This window comes from Mucilaginibacter tolerans (assembly GCF_030519375.1).
Classification (GTDB): Bacteria; Bacteroidota; Bacteroidia; order Sphingobacteriales; family Sphingobacteriaceae; genus Mucilaginibacter.
Window position 1 is genome coordinate 509,451 of the sequence record NZ_JAUMKB010000001.1, and the last position, 20,744, is coordinate 530,194.

The window sequence follows — 20,744 nt, forward strand, 5'->3', positions numbered from 1 at the left end:
ACTGTTCCTGTCACCAAAAAAGGCGCAGTTGATTAAGCCCGGATAATACCTATATGAAAACAGGCTGGATTATGTCTTCTGACCTTACATTATTTGAAAAGTTATAAAGTTATTTACACTTCAACCTGACAATTATAATCTCAGACCATATCGATCAACCTTACAATCTTTCAACCTACAACAATCGATCTTTCATCACCAGTGTCTCCGCCATTATATCGTGCAGGCACTGTTGCTTTTTGTTAAAAAAACTAAGCAGATAACCTATGACAGTGATCAGTGAAAATATTTTAAACAGGTTTCTGCTGATTGATCTTCCTATGCTTATCCTTCTGCCTTCCAGGTCGCAAACTTTTATTTTGAGAATCTGCTTACCATAGGTCGCCTGTTTTGGTGAACATTCCATCACTATATGATAAATGATTTTAGTAACCGGCACAAGTGCGAGGATACTCAAAGCAATGATCAGCCTGGCTGATTTATCCTCAATAATATATGCAGCCAGAAAAGCAAGAACAATAAACCCGCCCCCTACAAAGAACCAATCCAAAGCAGAAGCCATCCAGCGCTGATCAAGCCCGGCAAAGTATTGTGGGGCTACTGATCTCTGGCTGAAATGGAACAGCTCCCGCAATTCGGCAATTTCATGCGCTTCCTTGTAATCCACCATGTCGGCAGTTTTCAGGAAGTCGGAAGGCTTAACGATCATACCCTTCAGTTGTTCGATACTAAAAGGGCCTTCGGGCCTGCCTTTGATTACGAGGAAGTATTCGTTTGCCATGATCATTGGTTAGAATGTCTCAAGGTCTCTATGTTACGTATAAAACAAAAAATTGTAATGTCTCCGGGTATAACCTTTCAACATTACAACTTTCAAATTGACAAAGTCAGTTAGTATCTTTTCACTTCAAAGCCCGACATGGCGCCGCTGAAGTGGATATAAAATTTATTTTTTGCTGCATCAAACCCTGGTGTTTCGTAATCGCCATCATTCTTTTTGGTAAATCCTTCAAAATCGTCTGAGGAGAATGCCGAGGATTTGGTGATACGGCATGCAGCATCTTTCGGGATAGTGAATTTAACACTTGCTGCACCCGTTGAAATATTGATATCAGTAGTAGAAAGCGGCTGACCTAGCTTTATGGCAAATGAACCTGCCCCTCCGTTTAACTTAATGCTCTTCACTTTAAATTTTGAAAGGTCGAAGTTTACATCGGTTGCACCAGCATCCAGCTTCATGTTCCATATCGGGTTAGGGTTCAATCTCATGTCAACTTTATTTCCGTTGTTATCATCGTCACTATTAAAGTTAAATCCATTTTTACCATCTCTTAATTTGAAATCAACTACGTATACTGAGTCTTCCATATGATGGTTCAAATCGTACTGACCGACAGTTTCCTGGGTAACAGCGTTGAATAGCTGGTTTGTGGTATCATTCAACACATAGCTGGTAGCTCCACCGGCAATATTAAGCTGGGCAACTTTTATAGCCTGATCGTAAGGCGCGTTAAAGGTGCTGTTGCCATGTGTTTTAACGAGCTTCCCACCGTTGTCATCGTCATCACTGTCATCGTTATCATCAGAATTATCATTGTGGTAATAAGTATGATGTTGCCACCAGCGTCCGTTAAACCTATTGTCAAAATTCCCGAATACCAGCAAAAGAAATCCTGCTACTACAACCGAAATTTTAAGAATTGTTGCCCAGGCTGAACGGTGATTCGCAAGCACCAGGTTTACACCACCAATCACTAAGAATATGGGCCAAAGGTGGATCAGGTTATACCAGTGGAAATGGATGTACCCAAAATTATGCAGCAGAAATATAGCGCCGATCATCACCAGGATCATGCCTGGTATCAGTTTATCGTTTCTCATGATCTTAAGTTTTAAGGTTATACCGTAGGTGTGTTATCGGCCGGTGGGTTTGCTTCAGAGGAAGTATCTTCTGCCGGTTTCTCTTCACTTGTACTTGTTTTACTGTTCCAGTCCGCCTGCTCCCAGGGTTTCTTGCGTTCGCCTGATATCATGATGGCACACCCCACCACGATAAGAATGACAGGCCAAAGTCTTTCAAAATCCCAGTCGGGTATAATATTAAAATCATCTAAGAGGATAGATCCGCCGATGATGATCAGTATCACACCAAACACAATAGCTACCAATGATGTGCTGTTGCGTGGCTGCACCGGGAACGGCTGACTTTGAAACGGTTGATTTTGATACGGCTGATTAGTGAATGACGTATTGGTGTAAGGATTTCCGCCAAATTGATTTTCACTATCAGCCGGGTTCTGGGGTGGCACCCTGTAATCGACATTTGGATTGATGAAAAGTGGCTTTTTAGGCAGCACGATCCAGAATATGATATATATTAAAAGGCCGCCTCCGTGAAATATAAGCGCCAGCACGAATATCACTCGTACTATGGCTACATCTATATTGAAATATTCGGCAAGGCCGGCACAAACACCAGCAATCTTTCTGTGGTATTCGTCGCGATATAGTTTCCTGTCCATTTTATTTACGTTTAAATCTGTTTTCATATTTGTCCCCCAACGGGTTTAATTATTAGTTCGTCTACATTTGCGCCCGGACTCATTTTGTAAACATTTACAATGGCCGACGCAATATCTTCTGGTAATACAAATTGATCTTTAGGTATCGTGGTACCTTCCCACGAGTTGGTTAATGTTGAGCCGGGAATAACTGCCGTAACCTTCACATTATGAGGCATCATCTCCAATCGCATCACTTTACTGAGACCCAACAGCGCAGCTTTTGTTACACTGTAGGTACCTGCGGCTGCAATAGGATCAAGCGCTGCAACTGAGCAGATAGTAAAGATGTGTCCCTGGCGGGCAGCGATCATGCTTTTACCAAAATAACGGTACAGATGATACGCCGGCATCAGGTTGGTATTCAGCTGTTTTTCAAATGCGGCATCGCTTTCATCCAGTATGCTCACGGGGTCAAACATACCCAGGTTGTTTACAATGATGCCGATAAAACCCAATTCCTGTTCGGCAGCACCGGCAAACTTTAGCAGTTGATCTTTCACACTGCCATCGGCTACTTGTGTAAATACCTTGATCTGTGGATTGACTGCCAGAAGCTCCTGTTTAAATTGGGTCAGCTCACTTTCATTACGTGAACAAACAGCCAGGTTTACACCTTCTTTCGCAAAGGCTATGGCGATTGATCGTCCCATGCCCTTCGTTGCTCCGGTTATTACTGCATTTTTCATATTGTGTTTTAGTTTCGGTTTTATCCTGCTGTTGTTGATACAAATCTACTTCTGTTCTCAGGACAAGTTATTATGGTTTTTGGGAAGTACAAACAAATTCTCGGTAAACAGGGGAAAATTGGCGGTAAACGAGGTTGAATGTAATTTGCTCCGGTAAATAAGCATAAAATCTCTTTTGTAGAATATACTCCACGAATCATGTATTTTTTGCCTGTTAATTCCAGGGAGACACCTTGTTTTTAGCACAAAAAAGGCTTTTTTTGAAACAGGAACACTTATTGCACATGATATTATAATATTGTTTAACCTTAAACTAATTTGTCATGAACTCACAGACATTAATCGGAATCGTTGTATGTATAACACCGCTGGTGTTGATCATTGCAACTTTGATTATCAGAGGTAAAAAACTGTTTGATTAATCAAGACATAAAGTATTATTCAGGCTTTGATTAATTCGCTCTACCAAGCTGCGAAGTCCTGAATAAGACCTCAAAATAAAATCTATTTTACCCTTGAAAACTTGCCTGCTATTTCCGCGAGGTAGACTGTCTGCTTCGGATCGAGAGGACATACGCCGCCAATAACCATTGAGCTGTTGACTATCTCCATCTCCCAATTAGTTTTGCCGGTTTCCATTATTACATTCCTGAATGCCTTGGTCATTGAGCGCTGAGCTTGTGATTTGTTTGCGGCTATAACATTAAACTTTTTATTAAAGGCGGGATCATCTTTAAAATACACTTCCGCTGGATTGCCCGGATTCGCTATTTTATCTGGCATCTTTTCATGTGTTACCGTAAGACGTCCAAAATTATTTCTTAAAGTAGCCGATGCCCATACCTGGAATTTGAAACGACTCTTAACAGCATCAAGATCATTAACCTTTAAAAAAATAAGGTAACAACCACTTTCCGGATGATTTATCAAAAGTGTTCCACCAATATTGTCAGGGTCAACATGTGTAAAAACATCAAAATCTCTGACATTAAAAGTACTGTCTTCGCTTACTGATACTTTAAACATTTCTTTAAGTAACCGGTAGGTAGCCTCCAAGGCTTGAACCTCATCGGCATCAACATTGTTTATATCAAAAGGTAAATCCTGCATATATGTTATGGCCAATAAAAGTATATAATAAATATTCATTCGCAAGTGTGCAGCCACTTGTGGTGCAACTTTTTGGCGCCACAATCAAACAAAACAAGGGTTAAATGGGTTGTTTAAATAACATCTATCTGCCTGCTATGTTAATACTGTTATTACAAATAATTGGCGCTATTGCTACTGCTGTTATAGCAATAATCCTGTTAAAGAAAGACTGGCGCACCAAAAACGAAGCGATAAGAAAAGAAGCAGTATTGGTTACCAAAATCATTTTTGCGGTAACAATTGTTTCCATCCTCAACCTGGCTGTTACCTCTTTTCAGTCTCAATATGAGATCGCCCAGCTTGAAAAAGATAAACGTCAACTACAGGTAACCAATGCGAATTTGAGTTTTAATATTTCAAAAATTGCCGATGCCCAACCTGCACCGAGTGTCGCTGTCAGAAGAGATACTGCTATTGAAAAAGAGGCCCAGAAACAAATTTTGGCTACAAACGACGAGGTACAAAATCGCCCAGTAGCAGTTAAAAAAGTTGAGCCTAAGAAACGCATCCCGGCAACCAGGAAACCTGAAAAACGTTCAGAACCTGTTAATGCAGTTAAAAATAATTTAGCTGTTAATAAAAGAAATATGCCTGTTAATACTATCAGGGAACCATCGAATGAGCCTAATGATGTTCCCTTGTTTCGCTTTGTTGGTACCGGCGGCAGGGTGCTTTCGGGCGTATTGGTTAGCCGTGATGCTAAGCCCATTTACAATTTATCAGTGAAGATCACCAATTACGACGACCTGATGGATTGCAGATGTTTCGTTGGAAATACGAATAGCGTTACTATCGGCGCATTAAATAGCCAGAGTACTTATTTGTTTAAGCTACCGGAATTTAACCGCAGGAGCCAAAGCGGCAGATACCTGATCACACTGCGCTATAACGACAAGCTGTATTATGAAGAAGCGATGTATGTATTTACCGATCGCAGCAATTTTTCCCAGGCACTACGCATCAAACAATACGAAGGCTCATCATTGGTACATAACACAGCAATGCGTGGCTCCAGCTATCAATTAAGGTCGATTAACTGGGACAGGCAGTTTCCATTATCCCTGGATGAGGAGGCTAAGAAGGCTTACATTGCTGCTAACTAAAAATTATATCCCAAACCAAACCTCATACCGGCTTCCATGAGGTTGTTTCTGCCATAAAACCGGTGATTGGTTAAATATGGATTAGCAAAAATTGAAACAGAGCTGAAATTGTATATTCCACCAATTCCTATTTCGACTCCCATGCCTGATTGATTATTCAGAATTCCACCAGTTGTGTAATTGGTCTCGTGATCAATAACTATCCCGGATTGTCCATACAAATATTTTAGGAAATTCCATTTAGCTAACAGAGGTACAGACAGCATATGCACTTCCCCATTATATATTCCGCCACTAGGTCCTATGGTCGTTAATTGTACTTTATTTGTGGAGTACATTAAACCTGCCTCTAATGAAAATATTTTGGTAAGCGTGCGGGTGTAGCTTAAGCCATAGGATTGCTCGGTTTTATTATTATAGCCATAATCACCTATTGCACCATGTATATCCACAGAGTTAGCATTAAAACCATAAACTACGGAGATATTGTTTTTTGTTTGTGAGAAAGCGTAAGCACTGAAAAGTACTAATGCAATGAGAAGTAATTTTAATTTCATAAGATGGGTTTAGATGAATGATCGATACCACACTCATTATTTCCTTACGCCATTAATTATAAAATTGATACAATGATAGCTTAATAAAAAAGCCTTCTGAAACATTCCACCTGCATTTTTAGTATTATACAAAATTGAATAATGCCTAACCAAAGCGGAAAAAATGTATTTTTAACCGCTTTAGTAGATTTTTAATGTTTCATAGCTTAGGAAGATATATACTCCTTTTGTGGTTAAGTTTCAGAAAACCAGAGAAATTCAAAGTCTACTGGGCCGAAGTAATGCGCGAAATGGTCTCGCAGGGGATCGGCTCATTGGGCATTATTGTTATCATTTCTGTGTTTATTGGTGCGGTGGCCACCATACAAACCGCCTTCCAGTTAGTGAGCGATCTTGTCCCGCGCTCGGTAGTCGGCGGCATTACCCGCGACTCGACGATATTGGAATTTAGTCCTACCATATCTGCTCTGGTGCTTGCCGGACGCATAGGTTCGAGCATTGCCTCTCAAATAGGCACCATGCGCGTTACCGAACAAATTGATGCACTGGAAATCATGGGGGTAAATACACCCGGTTACATAGTATCACCTAAAATCATTTCAGGTGTTTCTATGGTACCTCTGTTGGTTATCGTGTCGGTGTTGCTGGGTCTTGGCGGTGGATATCTGGCTTGTGCGGTATCTAACACCGTATCTACTGCCGATTATCTTTCCGGCCTGACTGATGGTTTTAATACAGTCATTGTTACAGTGTGCGCTGTTAAATCGCTGGCTTTTGGCTTTATCATTACCTCCATATGCGCTTACCAGGGCTTTTATACCTCAGGTGGGGCGCTTGAAGTAGGGCAGGCTGCTACCCGCGGCGTAGTATACAGCTGTATCATGATCCTTTTTGCCGACCTGATTATCTCCAAAGTATTGCTATGATCGAAGTACAGAACATTCATAAAACCTTTGGTGAAAACAAGGTACTGCAGGGAATCACAGCCAACTTTAAACCAGGGAAAAACAATTTGATCATTGGTGGGTCAGGTTCAGGCAAAACCACGCTGCTTAAATGCATTGTAGGGCTGCATGAGCCTACCGAAGGTAATGTATTATATGATGGTCATAACTTTACCGATATGCATTTTAGCGAGAGAGTGCATATTCGTAAAGAGATTGGCATGCTGTTTCAAAACTCTGCCTTGTTTGACTCGATGACTGTTGAGGAGAATATTATGTTTCCGCTCAATCTGTTTACCGATCAAAGTAAAGAAGAGAAACTGGATCGGGCTAATTTCTGTTTAAAGCGCGTAAATCTCGAGGGAAAAAATAAGCTCTTCCCTTCTGAGCTGTCAGGCGGCATGAAAAAGCGTGTAGGAATAGCCCGCGCCATTTCCATGCAGCCTAAATATTTATTTGTGGATGAACCCAACTCAGGCCTCGACCCGCTGACCTCCATCCTGATCGACGAACTTATTGCCGAACTAACCGAGGAGTATTGCATTACAACCGTGGTTGTTACGCACGATATGAATTCGGTAATGGGTATAGGCGACCACATCATATTCCTGTATAATGGTCAAAAATGGTGGGAAGGCACCAATCACGAGATTGCTCATACCGACAACAAAGAATTGAACGACTTTGTATTCGCCAGCAAATTTATGAAAGCGGCGCGTGAGAAGTTATAAGTCCTAAGTCTTGAGTCTTAAGTAATGTTTATATTTGCGACCGATTTTATTCAGTTAGCGACTTTAGACTAACAACTTAAGACTTCGAACTTTAAAAAAAAAATGATCCAACTTCTCACACCTACGCACTGGAAAGATTATGAGCTGATTGATTGCGGTGATTTTGAAAAGCTGGAACGTTTTGGCAATGTCATCCTTATTCGTCCTGAGCCGCAGGCTGTATGGAGCAAGCAACTTCCACAGTCGGAATGGCAGAAGCTGCACCATATCAAATTCAAGGGTCGTTCGGCTACTTCTGGTGATTGGCTAAAAAAGAACAACAATATTCCCGACCGCTGGCACATCGAGTATAAAAACCCGGAGATCGCCATAAAATTCCGCCTGGCGCTCACATCGTTCAAACATGTTGGCATATTCCCCGAGCAGGCGGTTAATTGGGATTATTCATCGGAGATCATCAAAAAATTTAAAACACCTCAACCCAAGGTGCTTAACTTATTTGCCTACACTGGTGGCGCTTCATTAGCTGCGCAGGCGGCGGGTGCAGATACGACGCACGTTGATTCCATTAAACAGGTGGTAAACTGGGCCAATGAAAACCAGGAACTATCCGGCTTAACAAACATTCGCTGGGTGGTGGAAGATGCCTTGAAGTTTGTAAAACGCGAAGTAAAACGCGGCAAAAAGTATAACGGCATTATTTTAGACCCTCCTGCTTACGGCCATGGACCCAATGGTGAAAAATGGAAGCTGGAAGATCAGATCAACGAGATGATGCAGGATGTGGTACAGCTCCTTGATTCGCAGGAGCATTTCCTGATCCTGAATGCTTATTCGCTTGGCTTTTCCTCTGTCATCATCGAAAACCTCATCAGAAGCTCCTATCCGAAAGTACAAAACCTGGAAACCGGCGAGCTCTACCTGCAGGCCACATCAGGAATAAAACTTCCATTGGGTGTGTTTGGGAAGTTTTGTAAAACAAAGTAGTTTTATTATTACCCGACCTTCTTTTGGGCAAAGCTCCAAATCAAAGACCACGGACTGATAAAACCGGGAATATTTGCCGATATTATTATTTTTGACGACAAAGCCGTGAAAGACAAATCAATTTTTGAACACACGCATGCCTATCCGGCTGGCTTTGAGCATGTTTTGAAAAACGGATGTTTAACTGTTGATAATTTTAAACATAATGCTATCAGAAATGATGCTATTTTGCACGGCTCTGGATACCATGAAAATAAATAAAATGAATATAAAAAAGATCGCTCTATCTGCCTTTGTACTTGCTTCATTAGCACTTTTTACCAATTGCAGCCAAAACGGCAGCGCCAAAACCGATAAAAGCAAACCCACCGCCAAAACGGATACAACGCCAAAAAAATCTGGTGATACTACTGTTGCTGTTGCAGCACCGGTTTCATACCCGCCAATTGATCATGCGCAGTATGATTCGCTGATGAAGAAACTGGCCCATGGTGATACAACCGGTAAATGGCCGGTAAAAAATGCACCTTACCCACTGCCCGGTGCTATATTGCCTTACAAAAGAGTCGTGGCGTTTTATGGCAACTTATATGCAAAACGTATGGGAATTCTGGGTGAGATACCGCCAAAAGAAATGCTGGCCAAATTGAAAGGTGAAGTAAAGAACTGGGAAAAAGCTGATCCGACTACACCGGTTCAACCCGCTTTGCATTATATTGCTGTAGTTGCTCAGGGCGATCCGGGTAAAGATGGAAAATACCGCTACCGTATGCCGTTTAAGCAGATCGATACGGTATTGTCTCTTGCAAAAAAATCAGGTTCTATTGTGTTCCTTGATGTACAAGTGGCGTTGAGTAACATTCATGCCGAGCTGCCATTGCTTGAGAAATATCTGGCTATGCCGCAGGTTCATTTTGGTATGGATCCTGAGTTTTCTATGAAAGACGGTGTTACTCATCCTGGCAAAAAGATAGGTACTTATGATGCTGCTGATATTAATTATGTATCAGACTACCTGGCCAAACTGGTAAGGAAATACAACCTGCCTCCAAAAATTTTAATTGTACACCGTTTTACCGAAAAAATGGTGACCAACTATAAAAACATCAAACTGCATCCTGAAGTACAGTTAGTAATGGATATGGACGGATGGGGCGAACCTGACCTGAAAGAAGGAACCTGGCGTTACTTTATTCATAACCAACCGGTACAGTTTGCGGGGTTCAAATTATTCTACAAAAACGATATCAAAAAACCTCCTCACCACATGCTTACCCCACAAGAGGTGTTGAAGAACAAACCTTATCCGATCTATATCCAATATCAATAATTTAAGATAGCAGATTAGCGGAAAACACCTATGAATTATAAAAACATCAGCAAAAACATTTTGATTGCAGGTGCAGTGGCCGTATTAGCTACTGCCTGTAGTCAGAACAGCAGCACTACCAAGGTGACTACAAAGTCGCCAGAAAAGAAAGCAGCCGCAGAAAGTAAAAAAGTAGAGCCTGCTAAAAAGTCTGGCGATACCGTCGTAACCAGCACCACTCCCGTTACTTATCCGCCTATAGATCACGCGCAGTATGATGCGCTGATGAAAAAATTAGCGAATAGCGACAGCACCGGGAAATGGCCGGTTAAGAGTGCTCCCTACCCTTTACCAGGTGCTATTTTGCCCTATAAACGGGTTGTTGCATTTTATGGCAACCTTTCCTCAAAGGGCATGGGCATTTTGGGTGAGCTTCCGCCTAATGAAATGCTAGCCAAATTAAAAGGTGAAGTAAAGAACTGGGAAAAAGCTGATCCAACCACACCTGTACAGCCTGCCCTGCATTACATCTGTGTTGTAGCGAGCGGGGTTCCGGGTAAAGCTGGAAAATACAGAACCCGCATGCCTTTTAACCGCATTGATACGGTAATAGCACTGGCTAAAAAAGCAAATGCAATAGTATTCCTGGATGTGCAAGTGGGTTTAGGAAGTATACGTACTGAACTGCCTGAGCTCGAAAGATTCCTAAGCCTGCCACAGGTGCATTTTGGTATGGACCCTGAGTTTTCTATGAAAGATGGTTCTCATCCGGGTAAAAAGATAGGCACTTATGATGCGGACGATATAAATTATGTTTCAGGCTATTTGGCCGATTTGGTTAAGAAGCATAACCTCCCGCCAAAAATCCTGATCGTTCACCGTTTTACTAAAAAGATGGTGACGAACTACCAAAACATCAAACTACACAAAGAAGTACAGGTAGTGATGGATATGGATGGATGGGGCGAACCAAGCCTTAAAAATGACTCCTATCATTTCTTTATCCATAACGAACCAGTACAGTTTACTGGCTTTAAGCTGTTTTATAAAAACGACTTGAAAAAGGCGCCGCACCACATGCTTACACCGCAGGAGGTGTTAAAATACAAGCCGGCTCCTATTTATATACAATATCAATAGTTGTGTCCATAGTCGAAAGTCCATGGAACATAGCAACACACCATGGACTATTGACCATCGACCGTGGTCTATAAACAATGATCAAATTCGGCATTATCGGTTGTGGGCGCATCAGTCACAGGTTTGTGCAGGGTGTCAGGGCTGTTGATGGTGCTGAGTTAACTGCAGCCTGGTCAAGGCGGGCCGGGAGTGTTGAACAGTTCGTAAATCAATATGGCGGTATAGTCTGTACCAGTTTAGCCGATCTGCTTTCAAGCGATATCGATGCGGTTTATATCGCAACGCTTCCCGATAGTCATGCAGAATATAGCATCGCTGCCTTAAATGCGGGCAAACATGTTTTGTGTGAAAAGCCTGCCACCGTAAATCTTGCTCAACTAGAACCGGTGCTGGAATTAGCCAAACAAAAAGGCTTGCTATTTATGGAAGGGATGAAGCCGCCATTCTATCCATTGTATCAGAAGCTCAAAGAATATTTACAAAAAGACCCGATCGGAACAATAGGTTACGTCCGTGCAGGCTCAGCGGTAATGGATTGCCCGCCTGAACATCCGAATTATAATTATGACCTCATCGGCGGTGGTATTATGCAGATAGCGCCTTATGAAGCTTTCCTGGCATTGGACTGGCTCGGCCCGATGACCGGCTTGCAAGCAATGGGGCGTTTTAGCGGCCAGCAGGTCGATATGTTCTCCATCTTCCAGACACAGCACGACCAGGGATTTGCCCAGTTGTACTGTGGCTTCGATATGCATGGCAAGGGTGATGCATTGATCGTTGGCCAATTGGGCCACGTTACCATTCACAAAAACTGGTGGAATCCCGCCAAAGCTGCTATAGAATATTTAGACGGACGGGTTGTTGAACTGGATGAGCCCTTCACTGACGGCGGACTTAATTATGAGATAGAACATTTCTGCGAATTGATACGCAATAGGCAAACTGAGAGTCCTATTATTACTCATGAATTATCCCGGCAAATGATCGCTATGCTGGAACAAGCGAGGATGCAGATTGGGTTGAGGTTTAAGGGAGAATAATCTCGCTATTCCTTTATACTATTAATTGGATTTGCCATTGCTGCCTTTACCGACTGAAAGCTAACTGTGAACAATGCAATAAATAGGGCAGAAGCTCCCGAGAGAAGGAATACCCATACCGGTATATTTATGCGATATGCAAATTCTTGTAACCAGCTATACATAGCCCACCAAGATATCGGCGAGGCTACCAGTAATGCAATTACTATCAGCCTGACAAAATCTTTGGATAGCATGGCGGTTATGCTGCCTGCTGATGCACCTAATACTTTTCGTATGCCGATTTCCTTCTTGCGTTGTGCAGTGTTAAAGGCTGATAATCCTAGCAATCCAAGACAGGATATCATAATAGCGATAATTGCAAAGCAAATAAAAAGGCTGCCAAACCGTTGTTGAGCAATGTACTGATGGTTGTAAGCATCATCCGCAAAAAAATAAATGAATGGCAGCGAAGGCGCCAAATTTTTCCATTCCGATTCCAGCTTGGCTACCGTAGCACTGACATTAGTGGAAGTAATATCAATAGTTATATTGGTTAGGTGACTAGCATCAACTCTTAAGGTCAGCGGCTGTACTTTTTCTAAAAAAGAATGGTTATGAAAATCTTTTACAACACCCACTATTGTTCCGTGGTGGTTGAGTTGGGTAAAGCGCTTGCCGATGGCATCATTTGGATTGATAAAGCCCAGACTTTTTAACATGGCTTCGTTAATCAGCATAGACTTCATGGAGTCGGCAACTAAATTTTGAGAGAAAGCCCGTCCGGCTATAACATTGATCTTAAACTGTTTCAAGAAATTGTTATCGATAAAATAAACATCCGATTTTTGCTGCTGATTTCCGCCTTTGCTATTTTCAATGACCGTATTAAACTGATTATTCGGTGTGCCCGGAATGGAAGATGAGAAGCTAACCTTGCTAACCCCGGGAATACGCATCAATTGTTGTTTCACCCTGTCTATGCGCTGATTTATGCGGCTGTCGAATTGATAGTCAACTACCAGTTTGTGTTCCTTTTGAAAACCCAGTTGCTGGTTCTGCATAAAGTTGAGTTGCATATAAACAACGGCAGTTGCGATGATCAGAAATATCGAAATAGAGAACTGTACCACCACCAACGAACGTCGTAAAATAAGTCCGGTGCCGGATGAACCCGTTTTCCCTTTCAGGCTACTGATCGGTTTAAACCCTGACAGGAATAAGGCAGGGTACGTCCCCGATAAAATGCCCACAATTATCGAGATCAGGAAAAGCGATAAAATATTTTGAATATTCCGGAAGATGCTATCTGCTACCACCGTACCAACCAATTGATTAAACAATGGCAACAACAACATGGCAAATAGCAAAGCGATGATAAAAGCGATAAGACCCAGCATGATCGCATCCATAAAAAATTGCAGCACCAATTGGTAATTTGATGCGCCGAACACTTTACGAACTCCTATTTCTTTAGCCCTTTGCAGAGACAATGCAGTAGTGAGATTTATGAAATTGAAGCAAGCAATAAACAACACCAATACGGCTATGATAGATATAATGTAAATATTGGTAATGCTACCACTTTCGGAAGTGCCGGTGCGGTGCCCGCGTGGTTTACCGTATAAATAAACCTTCTTTAATGGTTCAAGCGCCAGTTGGTATTTAAATTCGCTTTGATTGAAATTGGCTTTTACAAAAGCAGGAAACTTTGCCTGCAGATCAGCTCCAGACTGACCGGGTTGCAACAACAAATAAGTATAAAATCCGAAGCGCGTCCAGTTACGGCTCCATTCGTCATCAACCAAAGTTGTTATCGAAAAAATAATGTCGACACGCAGATGCGAGTTGTAAGGAATATCTTTCATTATTCCGGTCACAACAGCTTTGGTCTGCCCATTTATCATCATAGTTTGCCCAATGGGGTCGCTATTGCCGAAATATTTTTTTGCAGCAGTTTCGGAAAGCACCACTTTGCAGGGAGCATCAAATATGTGCCCGATATTACCCCGCAGCAACGGCCAGGTAAATATTTTAAATACAGAAGAATCGGCATAAGCTACCTCCTCCTTCGTGGCATTATTGGGATTGCTTTGAAGGATCATATCGTCCATAAAAACACGGGCCATATCCTTAACTCCGGGGTAAACCGCTTTAATTGCCGGGCCCATTGGGGTAGACGTGCTTTCGTAATTGGTGCCTGAGGATGTCTTTATATCGGTTACAAGACGATAGATATTATCCGCTTTCCGGTTATAGCTATCCCTGCTCAATTCGAATTGAACATAAAACAGGGCAAAAAAGCATACGCTTATCCCGGTTGCCAAACCGATTATATTGATAAAAGAAAAGATTTTATGGCTAAGGAAATAGCGGAAGCTAGTTTTAAAATAATGTTTAAGCATACTGCAGCAATTTCTTCTCACAAGATAAAAGTTTTGAGGGAAGATACCGGATGTTTATTTGAAATGAAACTCGTGGCTGTGTATTGATTATACCTTTATTTAAATTTAGCCTATCCGACTAGTCCATATATTTTCAAAAATATCAACGCCATGGTGAATCACACGATATGAGCTTTTGTCATCAATTATACTTACGACTATTTTGTTGTCATCGATGCTATGCCGCAATAAGACACTGTCCAAACTGGAATTAAAGGCAATTGTCACCTCATCATTGGGTTGCAAATAAAACTCAAAACATTCGGGCTCATGTATTATAATTAATCCCTTTTCCGAACTATTTTAAATATTAAAGGATGATGTCATAGACAGGTGATTTATTTATCTATTTAAAAATGACAATTAAGACTTACGAAGTTTTTAAAACTTCGTAAGTCTCTCGGAACTTTATTTTGCCTCCAACATTACCGTTGCACCCTGCAAACCTTTTGATGAAGCCGTAAAAGTAATACCGCCTGCTTTTTGTCTGGTTTGAACTATGGCCAATGCTAGCCCATTAAATGCATGACGGTAGCTAGCTTTAAACGAATCGTGATCGGTTTCTAAGCCATTATCGACTCCTGCAATAAAACCATTTCCACTGATCTTAAAATCCACCAGGTTATCTGCGGTTGGTACCACGTTGCCGTCCTTATCCAGTATTTTGACGGTGATAAACGACAAGTCTTTACCATCAGCTTTAATCAACTTGCGGTCGGCAATGAGTTGTATTTTGGCAGGTGCCCCTGCGGTATGTATCTCGCGGGTGAGTACTACTTTTCCATCCTTACGCGAAACCGCCTTGAGTGTCCCTGGTTCATATTTTACGCGCCACATTACGTGCAGGTCATCACTCTCTTTCTTTTTAGTGCCTAATGATTTGCCGTTCAGGAACAATTCCACTTCATCTGCATGGTTATAATAGGCCCATACGTCAACAGTTTTGCCTTGTTCCCAATTCCAGTGAGGTAATAAGTGTAACACCGTTTTGTTAGTCCACTCGCTTTGGTACATATAGTACACATCTTTCGGAAAACCTGCCAGGTCAATAATACCAAAATACGAGCTGCGCGCTGGCCAGCTATATGGTGTAGGCTCACCCAGGTAATCCCAACCTGTCCAAATGAACATGCCAGAAAGAAAATCATATTTTTTCATCACACGCCAGGTTTCTTCGTGGGTTGAGCCCCATGGCGGTGATACATTATCATAAGCCGAAACAGTATGATCCGCATTCATCTTCGCATTAGTCTTATAGTCCCTCGCTGTTGGCCAGCGACGAATACTATCCGAAGGCATATCGTAGTGGCCGCGGGTTTCCAGGCCAGACGTTGTTTCAGACGCTATGAATTTTTTCCCTGGATATCTGCTATGAAATTGGGCATAGTGAGATTCGTTGTAATTATAGCCAATCAGATCCAGGGCTCCTGATTTGATAATTTTGTTGGTGGTATCAGGATTATTGTTTGCCGTGGTAATCGGGCGTGTCTTATCAAGACTGTGTACGATGGCTGTCAGCTCGGGCGCTACACGTAACGCGCTCGTATCGCTCTGTTGAGGGATTTCGTTCCCAATGCTCCAGATCATCACGCTCGGATGGTTGCGGTCGCGCAATATCTGGTCCTCCAAATCTCGTTTATGCCAGTCTTTAAAAAACAGGTGATAATCATATTTCTCCTTTCCCCGCTCCCAGCAATCAAAAGCTTCATCCATCACCACAAACCCCATTTTATCGGCCAGGTCCAGTAGTTCGGGAGCCGGGGGGTTATGCGAGGTACGGATACCATTACAACCCATATCCTTCAGCATCTGCAACTGGCGCTCAAGAGCGCGGTAATTGACCGCTGCACCCAGGCTACCTAGGTCATGGTGGTCACATACCCCCAATATCTTCATTTGCCTGCCGTTGAGTGAAAAGCCTTTATCCACATCAAAATTAAAGTAACGGATACCGAATGGGGTAGAGTATTCGTCTACCACAGCTTTACCCACCATCACCTTGGTAACCACTTTGTAAAGAGCCGGATGTTCAATAGACCACAAAACCGGATTATCAATCTTTATTTCCTGGGCTATATAATTTGATTTAGTCACGTCGGCCTCTGCAGAATTCAGGGTAAGAACTGCTTTTCCTGATGGGTTATAAATGGTAGTCGCCAGTATTACCTTAGTTGGATTTTCCGTCGCATTTTTCACATGAGTTTGCACATGAATTACTGCCGATTTATCACTTACTTCGGGGGTAGTCACAAACGTTCCCCAGTGATCAACGGCAACTTTATTTGTGGTCACCAGCCAAACATTCCGGTAAATTCCCGAGCCTGAATACCAGCGGGAGTTCGGTTGAACAGAGTTATCTACTTTTACGGCTATGATGTTATTACCTCCAAATTTCAGATAGGGCGTCAGATCATAACGAAAGGAGATATAACCGTTCGGACGGAAGCCCAGTTCGTGGTCATTGATCCAAACGGTGCTTTTCTGATAAACGCCATCAAAATCGATATAGACTTTTTTATCTTTTGAGGATGCAGGAATGGTAAACGATTTACGGTACCAGCCTATACCGCCGGGTAAAGCACCACCTTCTGGAGTAGCGGGATTATCTTTGCTGAACTTCCCTTCAATGCTCCAATCGTGCGGCAGATCGAGTCCCCGCCAGGCGGCATCATTCAGATCAGTTTTTTCTGCTCCTTTTAAATCGCCTAAATGAAAGCGCCAGCCTTTATCAAAATCCATCTTCGAACGTGGTGATTGGCCGAAACTTTTCTGGCTAAAAAATATAAACAGTAATAGCAAAGGCACACTAAGTGCGCGGAACAATGTTTTGAGTGAAAGCATGTCGGTTTTTGAGATTTATAATAAATGTATACCTGACACTAAATTACAAATTATTTCATCAGAACAAATTATTTGTATGCCTTTCTGACAGGTAAATTGAATCGGCATTATATTGGATATTAGCATTACATGAACATACAGAAAATAACATTTGGAAACGGTTGCTTCTGGTGTACAGAAGCCATATTCCAGACATTGAAAGGCGTAAAATCAGTAACATCAGGATACATGGGCGGACACACTGCAAATCCTACTTACATGGAAATTTGCAATGGTGATACTGGCCATGCTGAAGTGATACATTTAGAATATGATAGTGACGAAATATCATTTGATGAGTTGTTACTCGTATTTTTCAAAACCCATAACCCAACCACGCTTAACCGCCAGGGTAATGATATTGGCACACAATACCGTTCGGCTATATTTTACTATACCGATGAGCAGAAACAAACGGCTGAAGCCATGATCAAAAGGCTTGCTGACGAGAAAGTTTTTGATAATCCAATCGTAACTGAAATAACTCCTGCATCAGAATTCTACAAGGCCGAGGATTATCACCAGAATTATTACAACGATAATCCAAACAAGTCGTATTGTGCTTTTGTGATCCAGCCTAAGCTGAACAAGTTTGCAAAAGAGTTTACCGACAAGATCAGGCCGGAATTATTGCAATAAAGTAAATTATAAGATACAGAACTTTAATGCTGGTACATTAAGTTTTTGTTAATGTTAAAATTGAATCAGATCAATCCGTAATTTTGATCTGATCATCACGCAATACCATGAAACAAAAACTTACTACCGGCATTATTATTTTTCTTCTTTATGCTATCCCTACCTGGGCCCAACATCCCGGCAAAATTGAAAAAACCGGACAGGTGCTATTACCAAATGGCTGGAAATTAAGCCCGGCAGGCACCAGTTTGCCTTTGGGCGACTTGCCACTTAATATACAACTCTCCGCATCAGGAAGATTACTGGCGGTAACCAACAACGGACAAAGCACACAATCGGTACAACTGATTGACCCTAAGAATGAGCAACTGCTGGATGAGAAGGTGATCAGCAAATCGTGGTATGGGCTGGCGTTTAGTCATGATGAAAAAATGTTATATGCATCCGGAGGTAATGACAACCGGATATTAGGTTATCATATAGAGAATAATAAGATAGGCAAAGCCGACACCATCAAATTAGCCCCGGCATCATGGCCAAAAAATAAGGTTTGCCCTACCGGAATTGCTATAAATAAAAATGATACACGTTTATACACCGTTACCAAAGAAGACAGTGCATTATATGTATTCGACCTGAAAACACGCGAGTTATTAAAGCGCGTTAAACTACCTGCCGAAGCTTATAGCTGTATCCTTTCTCCGGATAACAAAAGTCTTTATATTTCAATTTGGGGTGGTGAAAAAGTAGTGGTATACAGTACTGTAACCGGAAACTTTACCAAAACCATCAAAACCGGCAATCACCCTAACGAATTGTTATTGACCAAAAAAGGTACTTACTTATTTGTTGCTAACGCGAACGACAACTCGGTTTCGGTGATCAATACAACTACAGAAAAGACGGTTGAGACTTTCTCTACCTCGCTTTATCCTACGCACTTAACCGGATCCACCACCAACGGGCTGGCTTTATCGCCCGATGAAAAAACACTATATATTGCAAATGCGGATAACAATTGTCTGGCTGTATTTGATGTTTCGAAACCCGGGAACAGTCATAGTTTGGGTTTTATTCCGGTAGGATGGTATCCAACCAACGTAAAAACATTAGGTAATAAAATACTGGTTAGCAATGGAAAAGGCTTTACATCAATGGCCAACCCGCAAGGCCCGCAACCTATAAAAAAGACTGACAACAGCGGCTATCAGTCGGGTGCGAAAAATACTAAAGAACAATACATCGGCGGCCTATTTAAAGGGACTTTATCGTTTATAAAAACGCCTCAGGAAGCACAACTAAAAACATACACCAAACAAGTGTATGCCAACACACCTTTCAATACCAGGAAGACGGCCCTGGCCGATGGTCTAGCAGGCAACCCAATTCCGCGTAAACCCGGCGAAAAGTCGCCGATTAAGCACGTTTTTTATATCATCAAAGAGAACCGCACCTACGACCAGGTCTTGGGCGATATGCCACAAGGTAACGGCGATACTTCGTTATGCATCTTTGGCAAACACGTTACACCTAATGAACATGCAATTGCAAACAACTTTGTTTTGCTGGATAATTTTTATGTTGACGCAGAAGTGAGTGCCGACGGCCATAACTGGAGTACTGCTGCTTACGCTACCGATTTTATTGAGAAAACCTGGCCAACCAGCTATGGCGGTCGTGGTGGTGACTACGACTCAGAAGGTACCCGCCGCGCAGGTGACCCCCGTGATGGATACATATGGGACTATTGCAAGCGAGCAGGCGTAAGCTATCGCACTTATGGAGAGTTTGCGGATGATTATAAACCGAACATCAAAGTTTTAGAGGGCCATTACTGTCAGAAATCGCCAAGCTTCGACCTGGATATCAAGGATGTTAAACGCGAAGAAATATGGGCGCACGACTTTGATTCACTATTGGCTATCAACAAAGTTCCCCAATTGAATACTATACGTATTTCGAACGATCATACCAGTGGGCAGCATAAGGGCGCTATATCACCCACTGCTGCTGTGGGCGACAATGACTTGGCAGTAGGTATGCTGATTGAACACCTCTCAAAAAGTCCGATTTGGAAAGAATCCGTTGTATTTATTTTAGAAGACGACGCCCAAAATGGCCCCGATCATATCGACGCACACCGCTCACCTGCATTTGTTATAGGCGGTTATGTAAAGCGTCATGCTGTGGTACACGAAATGTATTCTACCTCTGGCATATTGCGCACCATTGAGTTGATCCTAGGTCTGCCGCCGATGAGCCAGTATGATGCGGCTGCAAAACCTTTGTATGAATGTTTCTCCAACAAACCTGACCTGACCCCATACACTGCGAAGCCTGCCGAAGTTGACCTGGAACAACGCAATGTAGCCGATAATGAAAGCAGCCGCCGCTCGCAGTTCTTTAACCTGGCGAAGGAGGACAAAGTGCCTGATCTTGACTTGAACGAAGTGATCTGGAAATCGGCAAAAGGCGAAAATTCTGTAATGCCGGCACCAAAACGCAGTGCATTTGTGATATTGGAAAAGAAGAAGAAAGATGACGATGATTAATCGTCACCCTTTATTTTTAAGCGATCTCTGATCTCTT

17 protein-coding genes are annotated in these 20,744 nt (G+C 42.2%); 9 read left to right on the forward strand and 8 right to left on the reverse strand.

Annotation, left to right across the window (positions count from 1 at the left end):
- Positions 1-175: 175 nt before the first annotated feature.
- From Q3A68_RS02485 to Q3A68_RS02505, 5 genes are all read right to left on the reverse strand, one after another.
- Positions 176-781, reverse strand: a complete 606-nt coding sequence (locus Q3A68_RS02485; RefSeq protein ID WP_302899430.1) for an RDD family protein — start codon at positions 779-781, stop codon at positions 176-178.
- A gap of 110 nt (positions 782-891) precedes the next feature.
- Entirely contained in the window at positions 892-1,881 is a 990-nt protein-coding gene (locus Q3A68_RS02490; RefSeq protein WP_302899431.1) for a toast rack family protein, read from the reverse strand.
- A 17-nt stretch (positions 1,882-1,898) separates the two neighbouring features.
- Positions 1,899-2,522 carry a PspC domain-containing protein gene (locus Q3A68_RS02495; RefSeq protein ID WP_302899432.1) on the reverse strand — a complete coding sequence of 208 codons (624 nt, stop codon included), beginning with the start codon at positions 2,520-2,522 and terminating at the stop codon, positions 1,899-1,901.
- A gap of 23 nt (positions 2,523-2,545) precedes the next feature.
- Positions 2,546-3,250: an SDR family NAD(P)-dependent oxidoreductase gene (locus Q3A68_RS02500; RefSeq protein WP_302899433.1), complete on the reverse strand. Its 705-nt coding sequence runs from the start codon at positions 3,248-3,250 to the stop codon at positions 2,546-2,548.
- A gap of 504 nt (positions 3,251-3,754) precedes the next feature.
- A complete protein-coding gene (locus Q3A68_RS02505) occupies positions 3,755-4,360 on the reverse strand; it encodes a hypothetical protein (RefSeq protein WP_302899434.1) in 606 nt (201 codons plus the stop codon).
- A gap of 137 nt (positions 4,361-4,497) precedes the next feature.
- On the opposite strand from Q3A68_RS02505, the gene Q3A68_RS02510 reads away from it, so the two are divergent.
- Positions 4,498-5,505 (forward strand): hypothetical protein, encoded by a 1,008-nt coding sequence (locus tag Q3A68_RS02510; RefSeq protein ID WP_302899435.1) that lies wholly within the window; start codon positions 4,498-4,500, stop codon positions 5,503-5,505.
- Here the strand turns inward: Q3A68_RS02510 and Q3A68_RS02515 are convergent.
- Positions 5,502-6,062: a hypothetical protein gene (locus Q3A68_RS02515; protein WP_302899436.1), complete on the reverse strand. Its 561-nt coding sequence runs from the start codon at positions 6,060-6,062 to the stop codon at positions 5,502-5,504. The two genes, Q3A68_RS02510 and Q3A68_RS02515, sit on opposite strands and share 4 nt — an antisense overlap.
- 194 nt (positions 6,063-6,256) lie before the next feature.
- On the opposite strand from Q3A68_RS02515, the gene Q3A68_RS02520 reads away from it, so the two are divergent.
- The 6 genes from Q3A68_RS02520 to Q3A68_RS02545 all read left to right on the forward strand — a co-directional run bounded on the left by Q3A68_RS02520 (position 6,257) and on the right by Q3A68_RS02545 (position 12,213).
- Positions 6,257-6,988, forward strand: a complete 732-nt coding sequence (locus Q3A68_RS02520; protein ID WP_302899437.1) for an MlaE family ABC transporter permease — start codon at positions 6,257-6,259, stop codon at positions 6,986-6,988.
- The gene (locus tag Q3A68_RS02525; RefSeq protein ID WP_302899439.1) at positions 6,985-7,737 is read left to right on the forward strand and encodes an ABC transporter ATP-binding protein; all 753 of its coding nucleotides are present in this window, start codon (positions 6,985-6,987) and stop codon (positions 7,735-7,737) included. The genes Q3A68_RS02520 and Q3A68_RS02525 overlap by 4 nt, the downstream gene beginning before the upstream one ends.
- A gap of 102 nt (positions 7,738-7,839) precedes the next feature.
- Positions 7,840-8,724 (forward strand): class I SAM-dependent methyltransferase, encoded by an 885-nt coding sequence (locus Q3A68_RS02530; RefSeq protein WP_302899440.1) that lies wholly within the window; start codon positions 7,840-7,842, stop codon positions 8,722-8,724.
- 262 nt (positions 8,725-8,986) lie between these two features.
- Positions 8,987-10,054 carry a hypothetical protein gene (locus Q3A68_RS02535; protein ID WP_302899441.1) on the forward strand — a complete coding sequence of 356 codons (1,068 nt, stop codon included), beginning with the start codon at positions 8,987-8,989 and terminating at the stop codon, positions 10,052-10,054.
- Positions 10,055-10,084: 30 nt separating this feature from the next.
- Positions 10,085-11,173: a hypothetical protein gene (locus Q3A68_RS02540; protein WP_302899442.1), complete on the forward strand. Its 1,089-nt coding sequence runs from the start codon at positions 10,085-10,087 to the stop codon at positions 11,171-11,173.
- 77 nt (positions 11,174-11,250) lie between these two features.
- The gene (locus tag Q3A68_RS02545) at positions 11,251-12,213 is read left to right on the forward strand and encodes a Gfo/Idh/MocA family protein (RefSeq protein WP_302899443.1); all 963 of its coding nucleotides are present in this window, start codon (positions 11,251-11,253) and stop codon (positions 12,211-12,213) included.
- Between the two features lie 5 nt (positions 12,214-12,218).
- Here Q3A68_RS02545 and Q3A68_RS02550 read toward each other — a convergent pair whose 3' ends face one another.
- Together Q3A68_RS02550 and galB are read right to left on the reverse strand one after the other, a co-directional pair.
- Positions 12,219-14,597 carry an ABC transporter permease gene (locus Q3A68_RS02550; RefSeq protein WP_302899444.1) on the reverse strand — a complete coding sequence of 793 codons (2,379 nt, stop codon included), beginning with the start codon at positions 14,595-14,597 and terminating at the stop codon, positions 12,219-12,221.
- A 447-nt stretch (positions 14,598-15,044) separates the two neighbouring features.
- A complete protein-coding gene (gene galB, locus Q3A68_RS02555; RefSeq protein ID WP_302899445.1) occupies positions 15,045-17,477 on the reverse strand; it encodes a beta-galactosidase GalB in 2,433 nt (810 codons plus the stop codon).
- A gap of 129 nt (positions 17,478-17,606) precedes the next feature.
- On the opposite strand from galB, the gene msrA reads away from it, so the two are divergent.
- Positions 17,607-18,155, forward strand: coding sequence for a peptide-methionine (S)-S-oxide reductase MsrA (msrA, locus tag Q3A68_RS02560; protein ID WP_302899446.1), 549 nt, complete (start codon positions 17,607-17,609; stop codon positions 18,153-18,155).
- Positions 18,156-18,262: 107 nt separating this feature from the next.
- Positions 18,263-20,707 carry a bifunctional YncE family protein/alkaline phosphatase family protein gene (locus tag Q3A68_RS02565; protein ID WP_302899447.1) on the forward strand — a complete coding sequence of 815 codons (2,445 nt, stop codon included), beginning with the start codon at positions 18,263-18,265 and terminating at the stop codon, positions 20,705-20,707.
- Positions 20,708-20,744: the final 37 nt, after the last annotated feature.